This is a genomic window from Staphylococcus sp. B1(2026) (assembly GCF_058895785.1).
Map to the genome: position 1 here is coordinate 1 of NZ_JBZXTS010000018.1, position 22,408 is coordinate 22,408.

A 22,408-nucleotide genomic window follows, 5' to 3' on the forward strand; every position below is an offset into this window, starting at 1 on the left:
CATCAACACTTTAAATTATAGAACCGTTTATTTGCTGGCGTGTTTTTTAATTTACGGAAAAATAAAATGGATATATTAAAATACTATGTTTTACAATTAAAAATAACGGAAAAAACGAACAAAAATATTAATTTAATCTAATAAAAACGTTATCATTAATAAAAAAATAATTTGTTATTATTTAGATGTAGCTAGTATAAAAAGATATTTGGAAAATGAAAGAACAAGATTACTTTAAAAATTATTTAGGATATGTTTTCCAAAACTATGCCTTAGTAGAAGAAGATACGGTCTATCAAAATTTAAAAATATTAGCCACTAAAGAACAAATCATTGAAGCCTTACAAAAAGTAGGTTTAGACGATAGTTATTTAAATGCCAAAATTTATGAATTGTCAGGCGGGCAAGCACAACCTGTAGCCATCGCAAGAATTTTATTAAAAAAAGCCACCATTATTTTAGCAGATGAGCCAACAGGTGCTTTAGATAAAAATACAGCTAAAGAAATTATCGATTTATTACTAAGTTTAGTATCGCCAGAAAATATTGTGATTTTTGCCACACATGACCCCAATGTTTTTGAACGTGTAGATCAAATTATCGACTTATCTCATTTTTAGGAGGAGCAACTATGTTTAAAAGAATAATGACGATGGCATTAGCCTGTGTCATCGCTAGTCAATTAATCGCTTGTACACAACAAATACAAGAAGTCGTCTATGAAGGTGATAAAACAACACCTGTTTTATTAGAAGGTGGAAATGGTCAATTTATTCAAGAACGTTTAATAACATCGCAAGAAATGATAGAACATTTCAGTAAGAAAAGAGGCATCAGTGAAGAAGAAGCCAATAAAATTTTAGATTCAGCTAATGATACAGACCAAACATTTTACCAAACTTGGATTTACAGTACGCCAGAAAAAGCGAATATTATCTTACTAGCTAAGGTAGAAGTGACAGATCATGACGTTAAATTATTAAAAGTTATTTCACCAGAATTTAGCACGAAAGTAAAAAGTTTTAAAGGTGATGTGACAGTGACAATGGCATCAGATAATAAAATCAGTTATCACATCAAAGGGGAATTGTTTGATAAAGGTGTAACAATGCTAGAAAATGACCAAACAATCGATAAAGGTCAATCAGTTCACTTGGTGAGTGATACCGCAGAAGGTGAATTAGAACAAGAGATTGATATTAAAGATAGTATGACTGTTAAACATAAATAATAAATTATGTTGGATATTATTAAGAAATCCCGATTTTTACAATTATAAAAATCGGGATTTCTCGTACTGTATTCAACATTGTATGTTCTAGATTTATTTGTTGATAAATTTTCTTAATTCAAATTCTACATTATTATGATCTATAAACTTGTCCCCGTGTTTTTTAAAATAATATTCAACATTTTTGTAAGGTTTGCCATTAGCATCAAGTAATTCAAGTTTTAATTTATAGCCACTATCATTTTCTTCTATATTATCTATTTTATAAACGCCCGGTAGATAATACTCCTGAAGTTTAGGTTTGTTTTCTTCAGTATAGAAAATATTGTTATCATTTTCTATATTAATAATATTGGTATCGTCAGCATAAATGATTCGTATATCGTGCATACCATAAAGGTCTGAATTACCATTGAAATAGTAACCTTTCAAAGTAGATTGCTTAGTACAACCTATTAAAAATAAAGATAAGCATAGTAAAATAAATATTTTTTTCATCATTTATCTACCAATGGAGCTGATAGGGGAACAAAAGGTGTAGAGTAAACTGTACCGCTGTAATAACAATGCCATGTAAAATTATTGTTACTAATTCTTTCTCTTGAATAATGATTTAAGAAAAGAGATCCTGTATACTGTCCATCGTAATATGATATGTTAGAAGGACAACTACCAGGGTTAAACAAACCAGACGGAAAAGGTCTAAATATATTGTTGACATATTTAGAAGTGGCACTAGTTGTTACAGCATTTGTTTCAAAGGCATAGACATTGTTAGTAAACAAAAATAATAAACATATTAGTGATAATAGTTTTTTAAACATGATCTCATCTCCTTATTTTAATTCTAACTTAGGTTGTTTAAAAGAAGGTATTGGGATAGCTTTTTTACAAGGATATAAATATCCTTCATATCTTTTCCAATCTCCCATATCTACAGTCTCAGTAATATGACCATGCATACACTGTCCATGTATATTTTCATGAATGTAAATACTATATGGTGCTTCAACGAAAGGTGGATAATTTGGTGTATAAGTATACCAATATCTATCTAGTTTGGCAGCGTGAGCTGAAGATTCAGATATACCTAATCCTGCGAATGCGATAAGAGTGACTAATAGTAAAATAAATATTTTCTTCATAGTTCCATTCCTTTCTGTATAATAATTATGTTGAATAAGTATATTTTAATTGTATAAAATATGTAAGATTCTGTCAATTTATTTTTTAGAATTTTTAGAATTTTTAATTTATATTGCACTTTCAAATAAGGTTTTTCAGATATGTATAAAATATTTTCTGTTATTGCTTTAGCTAATGATGTCAATTAAAAATGCGGTGTACCATGTATAATCGATTGAAAAAGCTAATCGTTGTTGTAACATTATTATTAATTACTATTCTAGGTAATATATTTATCAATGCACATAAAAGTGAGATTTTAGGTGGTTGTAGAGAAGTCATCGTTGTAGATAAATTGACAGTAGATTTTGCACAAATGCTACAACAGTATATTAAAAATCATCATTTGATGTTAGCTAAGAGAATTGTAGAAGCATCACATGGTGGTAGCGGATGAGTCTACAGCTTCAGTAGATGGAAAAAGACAATAAAATATTATCATCGCCATACATTTTTCTGACGTGTACGCAAGAATGGATAAAATTTTAACAATACAGAGAGAGGTAGAATAATGAAGATAAAATTTGTATTAACGAACATACTGCTTCAAGTAATGATCTTTATTAGTTCAGGTTTTATTGTATTAACGCAATTCCCATCATTAGAAACCAACAAAGTCATTAATATTTATAATTATAGTAAAGAAGATAGAGATTAGTTAGCAACCCGACTTGTGAAAAGTCGGGTTGCTATGTTCTCATAAATTTATGAAAAGCGTTGTAAAATGCGACATTATTGTGAACAGTAGCAGAGATAATTTTTTCAAATGTATTTATTTTATTTGAAAAATATATATATTGTGTTAAAATAAAGATGTAAGAGCTTAATTGCTATTTTTTTAAACATTATTGGTCGCAAAATGTCCACGTGGGACGTTATATGACCAGCTTATATTAAGGAGTGATTATATGTTAGAATTGATAGAAATTCAAAGACGTCTTATTCCTGATATAGTGCAAAAAATGTATAAAAGATATCATGTGCTTCAAGCAATTTTTCTTATGCAACCTGTAGGTCGAAGATTATTAGCTGATCATTTAAATATGACAGAAAGACAGCTAAGAACAGAAATAAATGATTTAAAATCGCAAAAGTTACTCGTTACTATGCAAAATGGTATGTTTTTAACACGACAAGGCGAAGAAATTGTCGAAGCTATGCAGCATATTATGAAGAATTTTACAGATATTAGCTTAAAAGAACAACAATTAAAAGTACATTATAATATTAAAAATGTTATCATTTCTCCAGGAGATATTGATGAAAAACAAAGTACTTTTGAAGCATTTGCACAATTAGCAGCTAAATCAATTCAAGCTATGTTAAAATCTTTTGATATTGTTGCCGTAACAGGTGGTTCGACATTAGCAGAAGTAGCTAAATCAATTTCGCAAGAAGAAGCGTTACAACATATTGTTTTTACAGCAGCACGAGGTGGTTTAGGTGGTAATCCTAATTATCAAGCGAATCAAATTGCTTCGACTATGGCTTTTAAAACAGGTGGTAATTATCAAATGTTATATGTGCCTGATACGGTATCGCCTACAACATATGATAAACTTGTAAATGAGCCTTCGGTAGTGAATGTGCTTAATAATATTAAACAATCTAATATTATTATTCATGGCATTGGAGATGCAATGAAAATGGCTAAACGACGTAATACAGCAAAAAGTATTGTTGATTTTTTAAAACAAAATCAAGCTGTCGGAGAAGCCTTCGGTTGTTATTTAAATCGTGAAGGTAAAGTGATTTATAAATTGCGTACAATTGGTTTGCAATTGGAAGATCTTGCAAGTCATGAACACATTTTTGCAGTAGCAGGTGGTAAGCATAAGGCACAAGCAATTGATGCTTATTTACATCAAGCACCTATTCATACCGTATTAGTTACAGATGAAGGTGCGGCAAATGAGCTTTTAAAAGGCATTAGTCCTTTTGAAATAAAAAATTAAAAAATTTAAGGAGGCCACTCACATGGCAGTAAAAGTAGCAATTAATGGTTTCGGTCGTATAGGTCGTTTAGCATTACGTAAAATCGTTGAAACAGAAGGTATTGAAGTTGTAGCAATTAACGACTTAACACCAGCAGATATGTTAGTACACTTATTTAAATATGACACAACACAAGGTCGTTTTAACGGTACTGCAGAATTAAAAGAAGGTGCAATCATTGTTAATGGTAAAGAAATTAAAGCATTTGCAAATGCAAATCCTGAAGAATTACCATGGGGAGAATTAGATGTAGATGTTGTTTTAGAATGTACTGGTTTCTTTACTTCAAAAGAAAAAGCAGAATCACATATCAAAGCTGGTGCTAAAAAAGTAGTTATTTCTGCACCAGGTGGTAACGATATTAAAACAATCGTTTACAACGTAAACCACGATATTTTAGATGGTTCTGAAACAGTAATTTCAGGTGCTTCATGTACAACTAACTGTTTAGCACCAATGGCTAAAACATTAAACGATAAATTTGGTGTTGTAGAAGGTTTAATGACAACAATCCACGCTTACACTGGTGACCAAAATACTTTAGATGCACCACACCGTAATGGTGACTTCCGTCGTGCGCGTGCTGCTGCAGCAAACATCGTACCTAACTCAACAGGTGCTGCAAAAGCAATCGGTTTAGTTATTCCAGCATTAAACGGTAAATTAGACGGTGCTGCACAACGTGTACCAGTACCAACTGGTTCATTAACAGAATTAGTAACAGTATTAGAAAAATCAGTAACAGCTGAAGAAATTAATGCTGCTATGAAAGAAGCTGCTAACGAATCTTATGGTTACACTGAAGAACCATTAGTATCTTCTGATATCGTAGGTATTGGTTTCGGTTCATTATTTGATGCAACTCAAACAAAAGTAATGACTGTAGACGGTAAGCAATTAGTGAAAACTGTTGCTTGGTATGACAATGAAATGTCGTATACATCACAATTAGTACGTACTTTAAAATATTTTGCATCATTAATTAAATAATTAACTTAATAAAAGTGAATAGCGGAGGAACATTAACTCCGCTTTCTTGCTTATTATTTTTGGAGGAATCAACCAATGGCAAAAAAATCAATTAAAGATTTAGGTAATTTACAAGGCAAAAAAGTATTAATGCGTGTGGATTTTAATGTGCCATTAAAAGATGGTGTCATTACAAATGATAATCGTATTACTGCAGCAGCACCAACAATTCAATATGCGTTAGAACAAGGTGCTAAAGTAATAGCATTTTCTCACTTAGGTCGTGTTAAAGAAGAAGCTGATAAAGAAGGTAAATCTTTAGCACCAGTTGCTGAACGTTTATCTGAAGTCATCGGTCAGCAAGTGAAATTTGTTGCACAAACACGTGGTGAAGCATTAGAAACAGCAATTAATGAATTAAAAGATGGCGAAATTTTAATGTTTGAAAACACACGTTTTGAAGATATTGATGGCAAAAAAGAATCTAAAAATGATCCTGAATTAGGTAAATATTGGGCGTCTTTAGGTGATGTTTTTGTTAATGATGCTTTTGGAACAGCACACCGTGCACATGCATCAAATGTCGGTATCTCTTCGAATATTGGAGAAGGTAATGCTGTGGCAGGTTTCTTAGTTGAAAAAGAAATTAAGTTTATCGGTGGTGCGGTAGATAATCCAGAACGTCCATTAGTAGCCATCTTAGGTGGGTCAAAAGTATCAGATAAAATTGCTGTTATTGAAAACTTAATTGATAAAGCTGATAAAATTCTTATCGGTGGTGGGATGATGTTTACTTTCTTACGTGCACAAGGCTTCAATACAGGTAAGTCTTTATGTGAAGAAGATAAATTAGACTATGCTAAAGAATTATTAGCTAAAGCAGGTAATAAATTAATTTTACCAGTAGATACAATTGCAGCAAAAGAATTCAGTAATGATGTTGAGTTTCGTGCTGTAGCTGTAGATGCTTTATCTGATGACGAAATGGGCTTAGACATCGGACCAAAATCAATTGAATTATTTGCTAATGAATTAAAAGATGCAAAAACAGTTGTATGGAATGGGCCTATGGGTGTATTTGAAATGTCAAATTATGCTAAAGGTACAATCGGTGTGTGTGAAGCAATTGCTAATTTATCAAATGCAAATACAATCATTGGTGGTGGTGATTCAGCAACAGCAGCTATCCAATTAGGTTTTGCTGATAAATTCTCACACATTTCAACTGGTGGTGGTGCATCATTAGAATATTTAGAAGGTAAACAACTACCAGGTGTTGTTGCACTATCTGATAAATAAGACAAGAAATAAAACAAAGGAGGTTTCTCCTCATGAGAAAACCAATTATTGCAGGTAACTGGAAAATGAATAAAACTGTTGCAGAAGCTTTAAGCTTTGCACAAGCAGTCGCAACAAAAGTACCTTCAGCATTAGAGGTAGATGCTGTCATTTGTGCACCAGCACTTCAATTGGCAACATTAATGGAAGTCGCTAAAGGCACTGATTTGCAAATTGGTGCACAAAATGCACACTTTGAAAACGCAGGTGCTTTCACAGGTGAAACTTCACCCGCTGCATTAGCTGACTTAGGTGTTAAATATGTTGTTTTAGGACATTCTGAACGTCGTGAATATTTCGGTGAAACAGATGAACTAATCAATAAAAAAGTACATGCTGCATTTAATAATGGTTTAATTCCTATTGTTTGTTGTGGTGAAACTTTAGAACAATACGAAGCAGATCAAGCAGGCGAAGTTGTCGCCAAACAAGTAGAAGCAGACTTAGAAGGTTTATCAGTAGAACAAGTTAAAGCAACAGTGATTGCTTATGAACCAATTTGGGCAATCGGTACAGGTAAATCAGCAACAACTGAAGATGCACAGAACATGTGTCACACAGTACGTCAAGTTGTAGCAAATAAATTCGGTCAAGAGGCGGCAGATGCTGTACGTGTACAATACGGTGGTTCAGTAAAACCTGAAAATGTGGCAGAATACATGGCTTGCCCAGATGTAGATGGTGCATTAGTAGGTGGTGCTTCATTAGAAGTAGATTCATTCTTAGCATTATTAGAAGGTGGTAAATAATGACAAAATCTCCAGTTGCGTTAATTATTTTAGATGGTTTTGCAAATCGTGAAGAAACATATGGTAATGCAGTTAAGGCTGCTAATAAACCTAATTTTGATCGTTATTATGCAAAATATCCACATAATGAATTAAAAGCCAGTGGTGAAGATGTAGGTTTACCTGATGGCCAAATGGGAAATTCAGAAGTTGGACATTTAAATATTGGTGCGGGACGTATTGTTTATCAATCATTAACACGTATTAATATTGCAATTCGTGAAGGCGGATTTTATGAAATTCCAGAATTAGTGAATGCGGTAAAAACTGCTAAAGAAAGTGGTAAAGCTTTACATTTAATGGGCTTAATTTCGGATGGTGGTGTCCATTCTCATTATGAACATTTATTCGCTTTATTACGCTTAGCTAAACAATATGATTTAGAGAAAGTTTATGTTCACGGCTTCTTAGATGGTCGTGATGTTGCTCCTTCATCTGGTTTAGAGTTTGTTAAACATTCACAAGAAGTATTTAAAGAAATTGGTGTAGGTCAATTTGCAACAATTGCTGGTCGATACTATGCGATGGATCGTGATAAACGCTGGGAACGTGTTGCACTAGCTTATGAAGCAATGACAGCTGGTCGTGGACCAAAATTCTCATCAGCAGTTGAAGGTATTGAAGCATCTTATAAAACAGAAGTTTATGATGAATTTGTCGTACCATTTGTTATTACTGATGATAAAGATCAACCAGTTGCACAAATTGAGTCTGGTGATTCAGTTATTTTCTTTAACTTCCGACCAGACCGTGCGATTCAATTAGGTACAGCCTTATCAAATCCACAATTTGATGGTTTTGATCGTGGTGCAGATTATCCACAAGATTTAAAATTAGTAACTTTTACAATTTATAGTGAAGATGTTTTAGCAGAAATTGCTTTCAAAAAAGAAGATTTAAAAAATACAATTGGTGAAGTGTTATCAAATGCACATAAAACACAATTACGTATTGCTGAAACAGAAAAATATCCACATGTTACTTTCTTTATGAGTGGTGGTCGTCATGAAGAGTTTGAAGGTGAATCACGTATTCTAATTCCTTCTCCAAAAGTTGCCACTTATGATTTGAAACCAGAGATGAGTGCTTACGAAGTTAAAGATGCTTTAGTTAAAGCTATTAATGAAGATACATTGGATGCTATTATTTTAAACTTTGCCAACCCAGATATGGTAGGGCACAGTGGGATGTTAGAGCCAACAGTTAAAGCAATTGAAGCTGTAGATAAATGTTTAGGTGAAGTTGTTGATTTAATTTTATCTAAAGGTGGTTATGCTATTATCACAGCCGATCATGGTAACTCTGATGAAGTGACAACATTAGAAGGTAATCCAATGACAGCACATACAACTAATCCAGTGCCTGTTATTGTTACTAAAGAAGGTGTAACATTACGTAGTGGCGGTCGTTTAGCCGATTTAGCACCTACAATGTTAGACTTATTAAATATTGAACAACCAGCAGAAATGACTGGACAAACATTAATTGAAAAATAATGACGCCTTGAACAAGTGTCAATCATATTTTATTTACAAGGAGAACATATAATATGTCAAAATTTTATAAAGAATATATTACAGAAGTTTACGCACGTGAAGTTTTAGACTCACGTGGTAACCCAACAATCGAAGTTGAAGTTGCAACTGCTTCAGGTGCATTTGGTCGTGCTTTAGTACCATCAGGTGCTTCAACTGGTGAACATGAAGCTGTTGAATTACGTGACGGTGATAAATCACGTTATTTAGGTAAAGGTGTATCTAAAGCCGTTGCCAATGTTAATGATGAAATTGCACCTTTATTAGAAGGTAAATTTGATATTTTTGATCAAGTAGGTATTGATAATGCAATGATCGAATTAGATGGCACAGACAACAAAGGTCGCTTAGGTGCTAATGCTATTTTAGGTGTTTCTATGGCCGTTGCTTATGCAGCAGCAGATTTCTTAGATGTACCATTATACCGTTACTTAGGTGGTTTTAACACAACACAATTACCAGTGCCAATGATGAACATTGTTAATGGTGGTTCTCACTCTGATGCACCGATTGCATTCCAAGAGTTTATGATTTTACCAGTAGGTGCACCAACATTTAAAGAAGCTTTACGTTGGGGTGCTGAAGTATTCCACAACTTAGCTAAAATTTTACATGGTCGTGGTTTATCAACTGCTGTAGGTGATGAAGGTGGTTTTGCACCAACATTTGCAGGGACAGAAGATGCAGTAGAAACAATTTTAGAAGCCATTAAGGCAGCTGGTTTAGAGCCAGGTAAAGATGTATTCTTAGGATTTGACTGTGCTTCATCAGAATTCTATGAAGACGGTATTTACAACTATGCTAAATTTGAAGGTGAAGGCGGTAAGAAACGTACAGCTGCTGAACAAGTTGATTATTTAGAAGAATTAGTTAACAAATATCCAATTCTTTCAATTGAAGATGGTATGGATGAAAATGACTGGGACGGTTGGAAATTATTAACTGAACGTGTTGGTGACCGTGTACAATTAGTAGGTGATGATTTATTTGTAACAAATACAAAAATCTTATCTAAAGGTATCGAAAACAACATCAGTAATTCAATTTTAATTAAAGTTAACCAAATCGGTACATTAACTGAAACATTTAACGCAATTGAAATGGCAAAACGCGCTGGTTACACAGCTGTTATTTCTCACCGTTCTGGTGAAACAGAAGATGCAACAATTGCTGATATTGCAGTTGCAACAAATGCAGGACAAATTAAAACAGGTTCACTTAGCCGTACAGACCGTATTGCTAAATACAACCAATTATTACGTATTGAAGATCAATTAGGCACTAAAGCAGAATACTTAGGCTTAAAATCATTCTATAACTTAAAAAAATAATTAATCTATAGCTATTCGATTAATGGGGGTTAAAAGAATAGTCTATAGATCTAGCTCTTCATGACAATTTTGTCATGAAGAGTTTTTTTATTTGTTGATTAAAAAAGAAAAATTTACACTAAAATTAATTGAAAAATGATAATCAAAGGAATATAATAATTATATCTATTTTAAATATAATTGTAATCTAGGGGAGGAGACGATTATGAAAAAATTAGCATTATTACTACATCATGCAGGTACTGCACCAGATTTAATTTATCCTAGTTTACAGACACTTACAAATATTAACATCATTGCTTTCTATATTAAATCTAAAACTAATCATACATTAAATAAAATATATGAAGACATTGTCGGAAAAGATGGTATTGAATGTCAAAATGAACATGATTTATTAATGCAAGTCAAAAAATATCATGATTATGAAACTTTAGATGGTATTTTAACTTTTGCAGAAATGTTAGTTAAAGTATGTAATGACTTAAATAAATATATTGGTAGAAGTGCAATGTCTCATCAAACAATTATGGCATTACAAGACAAACAAAAACAACGTCAATTACTAAAACAATATCATGTTCCTATTCCTAAATTTTTTGAAATTAAGCAGATAGATGATTTACAATAAGCTAGTGCATATATTGGATTTCCAGCTATTTTTAAACCAAATTATGGTGGTGGCGGTTATGGTATCGTACAAGTAAATAATATTCAACAATTACATAGGGCTTATCAACAAGCACAAAATAATTATCAAAATATTATTTTAGAAAACGTAGATTCAACTTTTAATTTAGAAGAACTAATGATTGGTCAAGCGTGGCATCATCATATGGATTTAGCAGATTATTGTAGTGTAGAAAGTATTGTTCAAGATGGTCAAATTCATCATATTGCAGTCAGTGATAGAACAAAACTTGTTACACCATTTAGAGAGAGTGGTTATATTTTACCGAGTAGCTTACCTGCCGATAAACTTGAAGCGGTGTTTGCTATTACAACTAGAGCATTAACCGCATTACAAGTAGATAATTTAGTAACACATACTGAAATTAAATTTACATCACAAGGTCCTAAAATTATTGAAGTGAATGGACGTCCAGGGGGACAGTCCCTTTTAGATTAAAAAATGCGACCGAAGGGCAATATGATTTATTTGTAGAAATGGCAAAATTAAGTCTAGGTTTACCCATTAATACAAATATTGAATTTAAAAAATATGCCGCTTCTAAAATCAGTCATTGTCCGGAAGGTCAATGGCAAATTAAACAAATAGATTTTAATAATATACAGCAAATTAATTCTATAACATTAGTTATTCCAATTAAACAAGTCGGTGATCAAGTGAGCTCATATCGAGGTATAGAAGATTTATTAGGCTTATATTACTTAGAAAGTACTAATATTGAAGCATTACTCAAAGATATGGCAACAGTAGATAAACAATTAACAGTAACATATGAAGCGATTTAATAAAACATAAATTAAGGAGAGCACAATGAAAAATATAATTATTATAATTAATGATATAGACCCTAATATTTACTTAGCTGATTTGTCTGCGACATCTTATAATTTTACTATCATTTATCAAAAACCAGTATCACCTGCGATGATCAATAAATTTAATTTGTGTCAAGCACAGTATAATGATTTTCAATGGCTAGAAGTACCAGATAAGTCAGACTTAATAGCTAAAGCACAACAATTTGCGATGGATAACCCAATTGATATGATTGTCGCTTATGCCGAAGATTTAATTGTACCAGTTGAGCAATTAAAAGAACAATTAGGTTTGAAAAATCAATATCAGCAAATCAAAAATATTACAAATAAATATTATCAAAGATTACAAGTCAGTCAAAATGCCCCACATTTATGTGGCCAATGTTATTTATTAAATGATGATAATTTAGAAACTATTCGTCAAACTTTTAAGTTCCCAGGCATTATTAAACCAATTTCTATGGCAGGTAGTAGAATGGTAAAAAAAGTTGAGGATTTAACAGCATTCGAATCACTGTATGTAGAGTTAAAAAATCAATCATTTTTTAATACCGAGTTTTTGATAGAAACTTATTTTGAAGGTTCAGAATGGTATGGCAATCAAAATGATAAATTTGATGATTATGTTAGTGTTGAATCGTTAGTATCGGAAGGCCATATTACACATTTAACAGTGTCAGCTAAACCATTTATCGCCAAACCTTTTAGAGAAACAGGTTTAGTTGAACCAGCACCTTTGAAAAAACAATTACAAAAATTATTATTTGATGCAGCAGAAGCAGTTATTAAAGCTTTGAATTTTACTCATGGTGCGACACATATAGAATTGAAATTAACTAATGAAGGGCCAAAACTTATTGAATTTAATCCGAGATTAGGTGGACCAGTACCTTATTTAATTCAAACAGCTTCATCATATCCAATTATAGCTCAAGTAGTAGAAGCTTATTTAGGTCATGCAGTTCAACCATTCACTGGTTTTCATCGCCATGCTGCATTTTTCTCATTTCAAACATTGAGTAATCAATGTTTAGAAATTAAGCATATTAATAAAATTTTACCTAGTTTTAATGAGGAGAATGTTAAAGAAGGGTTTATTTTTAAAAGTAAGGGAGATAAAATAGATCCACATAGTGGTACAGCTGCCATGTTAGGTTTTGCATATGTTGTTGGAGATAGTATAGAAGATTGTTTTAATTTAAGAACACAATTAACAAAAGAGCTAGCGCTTGAAACGGGAGAAATAAAATTCTGAAAATTCAAAAATAAATCATTTGATAATATATCGATGACAGTATACAATATAAGCATACTAAATAGTAACAAATGATAGCAAAGGGGAGTGTTATGTTAAATAAAACTAAAGGTATGTTATGGATCTTGGCATCAGCCTTAGGATTTTCACTTATGGGACTATTTGTCAAATTATCAGGTGATTTACCAGTTGTTCAAAAGGCATTTTTTAGAAATTTAGTGGCTTGTGTTGTGGCTTTGATGATGATCGTTAAATATAGAGCACCTTTGATTGGGCAATTAAGACATCAACACTGGTTAATTTTAAGATCTATTTTAGGCATAATAGGTGTTTTATTAAATTTTTATGCGATAGATCATTTAGTATTAAGTGATTCAGATATGTTAAATAAATTATCACCATTTATTTTAATTATATTATCAGCTATTTTTTTAAAAGAACATCCAACAAAAATACAGATTTTAGGTTGTATCATTGCATTTACAGGTACATTATTTATTATTAAACCTGTACTAGGTGCGTTTGATTCATCATATATAATTGGTTTATTCGGTGCTTTATCAGCTGCTAGTGCTTATTTATGTTTGCGTATTTTAGCTAATAAAGAATCAGGGCATACTATCGTATTTTATTTTTCAACGGTATCTGTTATTATATTAGGTCCTTTAATGTTAATTAATTATCAATCTATGACGTGGCAACAATTAATTTATTTATTATGTTCAGGGTTAGCAGCAACATTAGGTCAATTTGGTGTGACTTTTGGTTATCAATATGCAGCTGCTAAAGATGTATCAATCTATACTTACTTCTCTGTTGTTTTTTCAGCACTATTCAGTTTAATTATTTTTGATCAAATGCCAGATGTATGGAGTATTTTAGGTTACATGATTATTTTCTTAGCAGGGTATATGATGTTTAGAGTGGCACGTGGTAAATAGGGTAGTCAGAAGGGAGTTAGAATGAATAGTAAAATGATATCAGTATTTAAACCTTTAAGATTATTACAAGTCAGTACAATAATATGTTCAATGATAAGAACCGGATTAAGTTTATATTTAATTTACTTAATACAAAGATTAATTGATGTGATCATTATCAATGATAGCACACAAATTTATCAGTTATTAAATCATATTATTATTTTTACAATTGGTTATTTAATATTTATTTTTCTAACACAACTTTCTTTAAGACAAATATGGTTTACAGGCCATTTTCGATTAATGGATGCCATTTATAAACATATTTTAAAACAACCACTATCATTTTTTAATGACAATGATAAAGGTAATCTATTGTCAAAGATTACGAATGAAGCACAATTCATATCATCATGGTATGCACAAGGTATCGTCGTATTAATTACGCAAAGTATTGTTTTAATTACAACATTGTGTTTACTTGTCAAATATCATTTAATGATTACAATAGTTATTGTGTTATTAATTACGATATGCTTTATTTTTATTAAATGGATTAGTAAAAATATTGCTAAAATCTATGATAAAGATCAACAAATGAATGCTAATATTAATCAATCTATTTTACAATCATTTTTTAGTATTTTTGATATTAAACAATTACATCAAGAAACTTATTTTCAAGATAAAGTGACGCATCAATTATTAACACAAAGATTAAAACTAAATCAGCGCTTAGCATTAATATTTGCTTCATTTGTCAGTACTTCTGCATTTATTGCGTTTATTATTCCAATTGTCGCAATCATATTAGCAGCTTATTTTGTGATAAAACATCAACTAAGTGTAGGTGCAATTATGGCAATTTTTTCATTAACAAAAATGTTAGATGAACCTATTCGTACAATATCTGAACAAATTAATCAAAGACAAGTCGCACATAAAACAATTCAAAAATTAAAATATCTTTTTGAAGGTGAGACATCAACACCTAAACAAGAATTAAGTGCCTTAGAAACAATGAAAGTTGATATTGTTAAAAATGATGCTAGTCATCAAAGTTTAGCTGTATCATTTGATCTTCAACCTAATGATATTATAGTGATTAAAGGTAATAGTGGTGTCGGTAAGACGACTATTGCAAATTTAATTCAACAAATTATTCCTAACAGCTATGTAGAATGGAATGGTAAAAATTTAGCAACGATTGATCAATCTGTTATATTTAATCGTATCATGCGTGTTAACCAACAAGCTTTATTGTTTAAAGGCACGTTACAAGAAAATATTATTTTTAATGTGCCTGAAACAAATTTATTAAATGAAGTGATGCAATTATGTTGCATTGAACAATTAAAAGATAAATTTATTGAAGAACAAGGAAATAATTTAAGTGGTGGTGAAAAACAAAGAATTAATCTTGCTAGAATTTTAATTCAAACACCTGATGTGTTGATTCTTGATGAAGTAACCAGTGCCTTAAATTTAGAATTATCTCAAAAACTTGCGCATAATATTATTCAATTTGCTAAAAAATATAATATGGCATTACTTGTAATTTCACATAAAGATGAATTCGATCAATATGCTAATCAAATTATTCATTTACAAAAATAATTTAATATATAAGAGTGTTGACAAAAAAATAGGATGTAAGACAATGAGTACATTAATTGTCTTACATCCTATTTTATTATTCTACATTTGAGATAATTAATTCAATCTGACCTTTAATTGTTATTTCTTTAATACCGTTTGGAATGATGAATGAATCTGCTAAATGTAGTGGATAATCTATATTATTGATAGTTAGTGTACCTTCACCTGCAATAACAGTGGCTAAAGTATAGTCAGCTGTTAAATCAATGTGCATTTGTTCAGTCACTTGCCACTTATAAACACTGAAAAATTCATTAGTTAAATAATGAATAATTGTTCCACCTTGCTGTGATATAATAGTAGGTTTATTAGTTGGTGTTTGACTTGGGTAATGTGTGACATCAGCTGATTGTTGAATATGTAATTCTCGTGCTTGACCTTGGTCATCTAAACGATCATAATCGTAAACACGATAAGTAGTATCAGAATTTTGTTGTGTTTCTAAAATGACACAACCCGAACCGATAGCATGAATAGTGCCGGCCGGCACATCAAAGAAATCACCTGCTTTAACGGGTACTTCTATTAATAAGTCTTGCCATGCGCCTTGTGCTACCATGTCTAAGAATTGTGCTTTAGATTGTGCATGGTGACCATAAATAATTTTAGCATCTTCGTCAGCTGAAATAATATACCAACATTCAGTTTTTCCTAATTCACCTTCATGAGTTAAACCATAAGCATCATCTGGATGTACTTGAACTGATAAATCTTCTTTAGCATCTAAAATTTTAATTAGTAAAGGAAAAGGTGTAGGATGCTGGCTACCAAATAATTGTGGTGCTTGCTCATAAAGTTCATTTAAACCTAAACCAGCATATTGCTTAGGAAATGTAATTTGTGACACACCATGAGGATGTGCACTAATACACCAAGCTTCTCCAATATTATGACTAGGTAGTTGTAAACCAAATTGACTATGTAATTTTTGTCCACCCCAAATTTTTTCTTGAAGTACAGGTTGTAAAAAAATAGGTTGCATAATTTATCCTCGCTTAAATATATTTTTAAATGAAAAGGCAGGTTTACTGCGTACAATTTTTTCATTACCAATAATGTCTCGCATGATTTTTAATGTTTTACCAGCCTCTTTAACAACAAAGTTATAAGAACCAGCTTGCTTAGTATCAATAAAGAAGCCACGAATATAAGTATCTTTAAAGAATATTTGTGCACGTACTAATGTAATTTCTTGCCAAGGTATTTGTAAGTAATCATTAGGATTGCGACGATTATAAAATTCAAAGGCTTTATCACCTATAAGAATATCTCCATGTTTACTACCAAAACTACCTGTCATTATATTAGCTTTTGTTGTAAATAAAACTTTAGTATTTTGTGAAAGCGCCATATTTTACCTCCATATTGATAAATAATAAGAAGTGGAAGATAGCTCTCTTCCACCTCTTAGTTTTATATTAGAAAATACCTACAGCATGACCAATAATACCTACTGCAAATAATCCAAAGATAATGACAATAGCATTAACTTTCTTCTTAAGTAACCACATACAGAAGAATGTTAATAATAATGCGGCTAAACCTGGAATTAACATATCAAGGTTTTGTTGTAATGTTGTTACTTTTTCTGGTGAAAGTGATAAGCCACCAGCTACTTGACCTAAAATTTCTTGTAGTTTTGTACCATCTACATTGCCTTGAGGAAATTGGATATAAGCACCTTCTGATAATGGTACTTTAGAAACTACTGGTGCAAAGCTGACGTTTGTCCAACGTTGAACTAAAATACCCATTACAAACATCCCTAAGATGGATGCCCCTTTAGTGATTGTTTGTAAGATACCACCAGATAAGTCTTTAGTAATTTCAGAACCTTGTTTATAACCAAATTCTTGTGTAAACCATAAGAATCCCATACGTAAGGCATTCCATACGATGAAGAAAAATAATGGTGCAAGAATTGACCCACTTGTTGCTAAAGATGCAGCAATAGCACCTAAGATTGGACGTACTGTAAACCAGAATACTGGGTCACCAATACCTGCTAAAGGTCCCATCATACCAACTTTAACCCCTTGAATAGCAGCATCGTCGATTTCTACACCATTCGCACGGTCTTCTTCAAGTGCTAATGTTACACCTAAAATTGGTGCTGCGATATAAGGGTGAGTGTTGAAAAATTCTAAATGACGTTTTAATGCTTGAGAAGCATCATCTTTATTTGGATATAATTTTTTCAATGCTGGGATTAATGAGAAAGCCCAACCACCGTTTTGCATACGTTCATAGTTCCATGACCCTTGAAGGAACTGAGAACGTAACATTACACTACGGCGTTCTTTTTTCGTTAATGTAATTTGTTTGTTTTCCATGTGTCGTTCCTCCGTATTAATAATTGTTTAAAATGTCGCCTAGTGGGTCACCTGATGATGTGCCGCCACCACCATTACCGCCACCTTTATTTTTAGAAAGGTTTAAGTAAATGATTGCTAAACATACACCGATAATACCAGTTGCGATTAATGTTAATTGTCCTAATGGTGCTAAAGCAAAACCAAGGAAGAAGAAAGGCCATACTTCTTTAGTTGCCATTAAGTTAATTACCATAGCATAACCTACGGCAACAACAAAACCACCACCGATAGTCATACCTTCTGAGAACCATGCAGGTAATAAGCTTAAGCCGTGTTGAATTGTTTCAGCTGGAATAAATAATAATAATCCAGCAGGAATAGCAATACGTAAACCTTGGCAACATAATGCTACAATGTGCCAAAATTCAACACCACGGAAATTACCTTGCTCAGCAGCACGGTCAGCTTGGTGAACAATAACAACAGATAAAGTACGTACAACCATTGTTAAAACTAAACCAACTGTTGCTAAAGTAATTGCTGCACCAATAGCTACACTACGACCATCGGCTGTAAAGTTAGCTGCTTTAACGAAAATAATTGCCGAAGCAACTGACGCCAAGGCTGCATCTGGTGCAATAGCTGCACCAATATTTGCCCAACCTAGTGCTAATAATTGTAGGGCACCACCTAAAATAATACATTCTGTTAAATGTCCTGTTGCTAAACCGATTAATGAACATGCAATAATTGGTTGGTGGAATTGGAATTGGTCTAAAACACCTTCCATTCCAGCTAAGAAAGCAACGATAAGGACAAGTATAATTGTAAGAATACTAAAGTCCATAATAACCTCCTATAATTTTAAAATTTTAAGCCATCTTTGGCTTTTGATGAAATTAATTTGAATAAATCTTCAGGTTTATCAGCAACGACTTTACGGACGTCGAATTTAACGCCTAAATCAGCTAATTTTTTAAATGTGTCAACATCATGTTGATCCATCGATAATACAGTATTCACTAACACTTTACCTGTTGAGTGAGCCATTGATCCAACATTAAGTTCAGGAATTTTAACGCCTTTTTCGATAACATATAAGGCATCTTGTGGATTTTCGAATAATAATAACGCTTTTGTGTCCCCAAAACGTGGATCTTTAGAAACTTCAACTAATTTATCTAATGGAATAACGTGCGCACGAACTCCTGGAGGAGCTGCTTGTTCAATTAATTGTTTACGTAAATTATCTTTTGACACAGCATCAGATACGACAATAATTCTGTCGGGTTGTGTTGCTTTTGTCCAACTTGTTGCGACTTGTCCGTGAAGTAAACGTGTATCAATACGTGCTAATACAAATTTAATTTCACCGTCACCAAGTACAGTGCCTTCTGGAATAGTACCACCTGTAGCTGTTGGTGCAGCTGTTTCTGTAGCCACTTGTTGTGGTTGTAATGTTTCTGGTTTTACTTTAACACCATCAATAGCTGTGGGTGCAATAGCTTTCGCTACATCATGCGCAGTTGTCATTGAAAAACGACTTGCATACGCTTCGATTAACATTGGTAAACTTAATCCAGCAACGATCGCACGTGATTGTGGATTTTCTTCAAATAAAAGATTAGCTTGATTAAATGGGCTACCTCCCCATAAATCTACTAAGAATAAAATTTCTTTAGCATCTACTTGTTCGATAGCCTCTTGAAGTTTTCTTCTTAAATCTTCTGGTCCTTCGTTAGGCATAAACGCAACAGAAGCTACTTTTTCTTGTTCACCAAAAATCATAGCGCCAGATTGTTTAATACCATGAGCAAATTCACCGTGAGTTGCAATGATGATTCCTATCATCTAAATACCTCCTTTGTTTTATGATTAGTACAATATAATTATACGGAATTGATAATATCATAATCAGTAAGCGATTGCAACATAATAGTTGTACCTTAAGTTAGCATAAAACGTTTTCTATTAATATTTTGTGACAAAAATTAGTAAGTACTATTTGAAAATAACACTAACTGGTTCAGGAATAGTTACTGAATCATCACTGACTGTTAATTTTCCTGTGTCAGTTGACACTTTATAAACTGTAATTGTATGACTATTTTCATTTGTGGCGATAGCAAATTGACCATCTGGACTAATATTAAAATCACGTGGACCTTGACCATAAGTACTAATTGTGTCAACTTTAGTAAGTTGTAAACCATTAACTTTAAAAATAACAATGGCATCTTGTCCGCGATTAGACACGTATAGATATTTTCCATCTGGCGAAAGTCGGATGGCACTACCTTTATTGATGTCAGTAAAATCATTAGGTAAAGTATCATAATAATGTGATTCAGTTAATTGTCCTGTTTGATTATCGAAACGACAAGCAATGACTTGTGACGTTAATTCAGTCATTATGTACACATAATGTTGTTGTTGATCAATAATTAAATGGCGTGGACCACTGCCAGGTGTTGCTTTAAAAGTTTGTTTAACAATTAATTGCTGTTGTTCAATTTGGTATGTTGTTACTTCATCAGTACCTAAATCGCAAGTTAAAATCCAACGATTATCGGGTGTAAAATTAGCATAATGTGCATGTGCTTGTTCTTGACGACTATGAGGTCCAGAACCTTGATGTTGACTGCGAGAACTTAATTTATCAATATGATAATCAGGTGTAATAGCATAACTATCTATAGTTGCTGTGTGATAATTAGCAGCAAGTAATTGATCTGTTGTAGAATTAATAGCTACAAAACAAGGCGGGGCTGCAAATTCAGTAATTGATGATAAAGGTAATAATGTACCGTCACTTTGTATTGAAAAACTGGCAACGCCTCCTTTATCACCTTCTTTGGCAACACTATATAATGCTTGTTTATCATTTGATAGTGCTAAATAAGTAGGATTTTCTATTTTAGCTGCTGTTGTAATGTTCGCTACTTTTCCTTCATTAGAAATATTGATTAAATAAATGCCTTCACTACCTTGTTTAGTATAAGTCCCTATATAAGCTTGTAACATAATTTTCCTCCTATGATGTCCATTTATCTGCCCAATGTTGAACTTCTTTAATAATTGGCTGCATAGCACGACCTTTTTCAGTTAGTATATATTCACTATGAATTGCTGTAATAGTGCTAGGTTGACGTTTGATAATATTGGCACATTCCAATTCTTTTAATCTTTGTGACAGTACTTTTTCACTGATAGGTAATTGATTTGCAATTTGACAAAATCTTTGAGGTGCTTGATTTAAGATTAAAATAATTAAACCAACCCATTTCTTTCCTAATATAGTAAATGCATATTCAACTTTAGGACATAAAGCAGGTTGATTGTGATGTTGTGCCATAATGACCTCCTTTAATATTAATAAAATTATTATACATGAAGATTTTAAATCATTAAAGGATATAAAACATTTTAATGATATGATATAATGTCAATTATTAATTAAAAGGAGAATAATATGAAGAAAATAATATATATTTTAATGATGATGGTATTTTTGTTAGTTGGTTGTGGTCAAACAACGTCTACATCAACTGCAGTTGACAAAACATCTACAGTATCTATTACCTCAATTAAAGATTTAAAAACAGAAAACATTTTTAATAAACATGCTTTAGAACATATTTTTTATGGTACAACTAATCGTCAAGGAGAAGTTACAGGTTTACACTTCGAAGGATTAGCTAAAGATGCACATCTTGTAGAAGGTACAAAATCTAAACTAGACCGTCATGGTGTTTATCGTGGTAAAGTAGAAAAAAATGGTGTTAAAAAAACAGCAATGTCAACGTTCTTTCCACAATCTTGGTCAGCACAACAAGTTGTAGATGCCATTCAAGAAGCTTACCATAATAAAAAATTTGTAAGTGGTAATATTTATAATGGTACAACTGAAGAAGGTATTACCGTACAAATGTATTTAGATGAAAACGATAAAATTATTTCAGCATTCCCAAAATATGTTAAATAAAGGAGTTTATATGTATCAATTTCAAACAAATCAACAAGGTTTACATTTATTAGTAGAACATCCACATGCAGATATAATCAATGCTTTTTTACAAACAGATGGAGATAATTTTTCAGATATAATTGAAGAGTTTATTGCTGATGACACACAACACGAGTTTTCAGGTAATATTTTTCAATTAATTAAGAAACAAAATAAAGTGATATTAAAAGATAAATTATCACAACAGCAAATAAAAATGAATTTACCTATGTTTGTTACATTATTTCAACAATGGTTAAATCAATAAAATATAAAGATGATGATTAAGTTTAAATGTGTATAATTACACAAATCACGATGACTTAATTGTCATTTTTTTATTATTTATTACGCTAATATTACAAAGGA

Annotated in this window: 28 protein-coding genes; 18 read left to right on the top strand and 10 right to left on the bottom strand. The window is 32.0% G+C overall.

Annotated features, from left to right (window positions below; genetic code table 11):
* Positions 1-215 precede the first annotated feature (215 nt).
* A complete protein-coding gene (locus AC5EAH_RS04330; RefSeq protein ID WP_493493535.1) occupies positions 216-620 on the top strand; it encodes an ATP-binding cassette domain-containing protein in 405 nt (134 codons plus the stop codon).
* Between the two features lie 11 nt (positions 621-631).
* On the top strand, positions 632-1,231 hold the full coding sequence (locus AC5EAH_RS04335) for a hypothetical protein (RefSeq protein ID WP_493493536.1): 600 nt from the start codon (positions 632-634) through the stop codon (positions 1,229-1,231).
* Between the two features lie 93 nt (positions 1,232-1,324).
* Here AC5EAH_RS04335 and AC5EAH_RS04340 read toward each other — a convergent pair whose 3' ends face one another.
* The 3 genes from AC5EAH_RS04340 to AC5EAH_RS04350 are packed head-to-tail and all read right to left on the bottom strand — an operon-like array spanning position 1,325 to position 2,376.
* Complete coding sequence (locus AC5EAH_RS04340) at positions 1,325-1,729, bottom strand: hypothetical protein (RefSeq protein ID WP_493493537.1); 405 nt, start codon at positions 1,727-1,729, stop codon at positions 1,325-1,327.
* Complete coding sequence (locus AC5EAH_RS04345; RefSeq protein ID WP_493493538.1) at positions 1,729-2,055, bottom strand: hypothetical protein; 327 nt, start codon at positions 2,053-2,055, stop codon at positions 1,729-1,731. Before AC5EAH_RS04345 ends, AC5EAH_RS04340 begins: the two co-directional genes overlap by 1 nt.
* Before the next feature lie 12 nt (positions 2,056-2,067).
* Entirely contained in the window at positions 2,068-2,376 is a 309-nt protein-coding gene (locus AC5EAH_RS04350; protein ID WP_493493539.1) for a hypothetical protein, read from the bottom strand.
* A gap of 203 nt (positions 2,377-2,579) precedes the next feature.
* Between AC5EAH_RS04350 and AC5EAH_RS04355 the strand changes: the two genes are divergently transcribed.
* The 14 genes from AC5EAH_RS04355 (at position 2,580) to AC5EAH_RS04420 (ending at position 15,676) form a co-directional block, all read left to right on the top strand.
* On the top strand, positions 2,580-2,813 hold the full coding sequence (locus AC5EAH_RS04355) for a hypothetical protein (protein WP_493493540.1): 234 nt from the start codon (positions 2,580-2,582) through the stop codon (positions 2,811-2,813).
* 114 nt (positions 2,814-2,927) lie between these two features.
* Positions 2,928-3,074: a hypothetical protein gene (locus tag AC5EAH_RS04360; RefSeq protein WP_493493541.1), complete on the top strand. Its 147-nt coding sequence runs from the start codon at positions 2,928-2,930 to the stop codon at positions 3,072-3,074.
* 250 nt (positions 3,075-3,324) lie between these two features.
* The gene (locus AC5EAH_RS04365) at positions 3,325-4,371 is read left to right on the top strand and encodes a sugar-binding transcriptional regulator (RefSeq protein WP_493493542.1); all 1,047 of its coding nucleotides are present in this window, start codon (positions 3,325-3,327) and stop codon (positions 4,369-4,371) included.
* A gap of 22 nt (positions 4,372-4,393) precedes the next feature.
* A complete protein-coding gene (gene gap, locus AC5EAH_RS04370) occupies positions 4,394-5,401 on the top strand; it encodes a type I glyceraldehyde-3-phosphate dehydrogenase (protein WP_493493543.1) in 1,008 nt (335 codons plus the stop codon).
* A gap of 75 nt (positions 5,402-5,476) precedes the next feature.
* Positions 5,477-6,679 (top strand): phosphoglycerate kinase, encoded by a 1,203-nt coding sequence (locus tag AC5EAH_RS04375; protein WP_493493544.1) that lies wholly within the window; start codon positions 5,477-5,479, stop codon positions 6,677-6,679.
* 32 nt (positions 6,680-6,711) lie between these two features.
* Positions 6,712-7,467, top strand: coding sequence for a triose-phosphate isomerase (gene tpiA, locus AC5EAH_RS04380; protein WP_493493545.1), 756 nt, complete (start codon positions 6,712-6,714; stop codon positions 7,465-7,467).
* Positions 7,467-9,002: a 2,3-bisphosphoglycerate-independent phosphoglycerate mutase gene (gpmI, locus tag AC5EAH_RS04385; protein ID WP_493493546.1), complete on the top strand. Its 1,536-nt coding sequence runs from the start codon at positions 7,467-7,469 to the stop codon at positions 9,000-9,002. Before tpiA ends, gpmI begins: the two co-directional genes overlap by 1 nt.
* Positions 9,003-9,055: 53 nt before the next feature.
* Positions 9,056-10,372: a phosphopyruvate hydratase gene (gene eno, locus AC5EAH_RS04390; protein WP_493493547.1), complete on the top strand. Its 1,317-nt coding sequence runs from the start codon at positions 9,056-9,058 to the stop codon at positions 10,370-10,372.
* Positions 10,373-10,577: 205 nt separating this feature from the next.
* Positions 10,578-11,003 (top strand): hypothetical protein, encoded by a 426-nt coding sequence (locus AC5EAH_RS04395; RefSeq protein WP_493493548.1) that lies wholly within the window; start codon positions 10,578-10,580, stop codon positions 11,001-11,003.
* A gap of 12 nt (positions 11,004-11,015) precedes the next feature.
* Positions 11,016-11,501, top strand: a complete 486-nt coding sequence (locus AC5EAH_RS04400) for an ATP-grasp domain-containing protein (protein WP_493493569.1) — start codon at positions 11,016-11,018, stop codon at positions 11,499-11,501.
* 38 nt (positions 11,502-11,539) lie between these two features.
* Complete coding sequence (locus AC5EAH_RS04405; protein ID WP_493493549.1) at positions 11,540-11,848, top strand: hypothetical protein; 309 nt, start codon at positions 11,540-11,542, stop codon at positions 11,846-11,848.
* Positions 11,849-11,873: 25 nt separating this feature from the next.
* On the top strand, positions 11,874-13,136 hold the full coding sequence (locus tag AC5EAH_RS04410; protein WP_493493550.1) for an ATP-grasp domain-containing protein: 1,263 nt from the start codon (positions 11,874-11,876) through the stop codon (positions 13,134-13,136).
* Positions 13,137-13,228: 92 nt separating this feature from the next.
* On the top strand, positions 13,229-14,077 hold the full coding sequence (locus AC5EAH_RS04415; protein WP_493493551.1) for a DMT family transporter: 849 nt from the start codon (positions 13,229-13,231) through the stop codon (positions 14,075-14,077).
* A gap of 21 nt (positions 14,078-14,098) precedes the next feature.
* Positions 14,099-15,676: an ABC transporter transmembrane domain-containing protein gene (locus AC5EAH_RS04420; protein ID WP_493493552.1), complete on the top strand. Its 1,578-nt coding sequence runs from the start codon at positions 14,099-14,101 to the stop codon at positions 15,674-15,676.
* A 76-nt stretch (positions 15,677-15,752) separates the two neighbouring features.
* Here AC5EAH_RS04420 and manA read toward each other — a convergent pair whose 3' ends face one another.
* From manA to AC5EAH_RS04455, 7 genes are all read right to left on the bottom strand, one after another.
* Positions 15,753-16,700, bottom strand: coding sequence for a mannose-6-phosphate isomerase, class I (gene manA / locus AC5EAH_RS04425; RefSeq protein WP_493493553.1), 948 nt, complete (start codon positions 16,698-16,700; stop codon positions 15,753-15,755).
* A 3-nt stretch (positions 16,701-16,703) separates the two neighbouring features.
* Positions 16,704-17,069: a DUF956 family protein gene (locus AC5EAH_RS04430; RefSeq protein WP_493493554.1), complete on the bottom strand. Its 366-nt coding sequence runs from the start codon at positions 17,067-17,069 to the stop codon at positions 16,704-16,706.
* Positions 17,070-17,136: 67 nt separating this feature from the next.
* Positions 17,137-18,051, bottom strand: a complete 915-nt coding sequence (locus AC5EAH_RS04435) for a PTS system mannose/fructose/sorbose family transporter subunit IID (RefSeq protein ID WP_493493555.1) — start codon at positions 18,049-18,051, stop codon at positions 17,137-17,139.
* Positions 18,052-18,067: 16 nt separating this feature from the next.
* Positions 18,068-18,880, bottom strand: a complete 813-nt coding sequence (locus tag AC5EAH_RS04440) for a PTS mannose/fructose/sorbose transporter subunit IIC (protein WP_493493556.1) — start codon at positions 18,878-18,880, stop codon at positions 18,068-18,070.
* A 17-nt stretch (positions 18,881-18,897) separates the two neighbouring features.
* Positions 18,898-19,884, bottom strand: a complete 987-nt coding sequence (locus tag AC5EAH_RS04445; RefSeq protein ID WP_493493557.1) for a mannose/fructose/sorbose PTS transporter subunit IIA — start codon at positions 19,882-19,884, stop codon at positions 18,898-18,900.
* 150 nt (positions 19,885-20,034) lie between these two features.
* Positions 20,035-21,057, bottom strand: a complete 1,023-nt coding sequence (locus AC5EAH_RS04450) for a lactonase family protein (RefSeq protein WP_493493558.1) — start codon at positions 21,055-21,057, stop codon at positions 20,035-20,037.
* Between the two features lie 10 nt (positions 21,058-21,067).
* Entirely contained in the window at positions 21,068-21,388 is a 321-nt protein-coding gene (locus tag AC5EAH_RS04455) for a winged helix-turn-helix transcriptional regulator (protein WP_493493559.1), read from the bottom strand.
* A gap of 117 nt (positions 21,389-21,505) precedes the next feature.
* On the opposite strand from AC5EAH_RS04455, the gene AC5EAH_RS04460 reads away from it, so the two are divergent.
* Together AC5EAH_RS04460 and AC5EAH_RS04465 are read left to right on the top strand one after the other, a co-directional pair.
* Positions 21,506-22,018, top strand: coding sequence for an EndoU domain-containing protein (locus AC5EAH_RS04460; protein ID WP_493493560.1), 513 nt, complete (start codon positions 21,506-21,508; stop codon positions 22,016-22,018).
* Positions 22,019-22,028: 10 nt separating this feature from the next.
* Positions 22,029-22,307 carry a hypothetical protein gene (locus AC5EAH_RS04465; RefSeq protein WP_493493561.1) on the top strand — a complete coding sequence of 93 codons (279 nt, stop codon included), beginning with the start codon at positions 22,029-22,031 and terminating at the stop codon, positions 22,305-22,307.
* Positions 22,308-22,408: the final 101 nt, after the last annotated feature.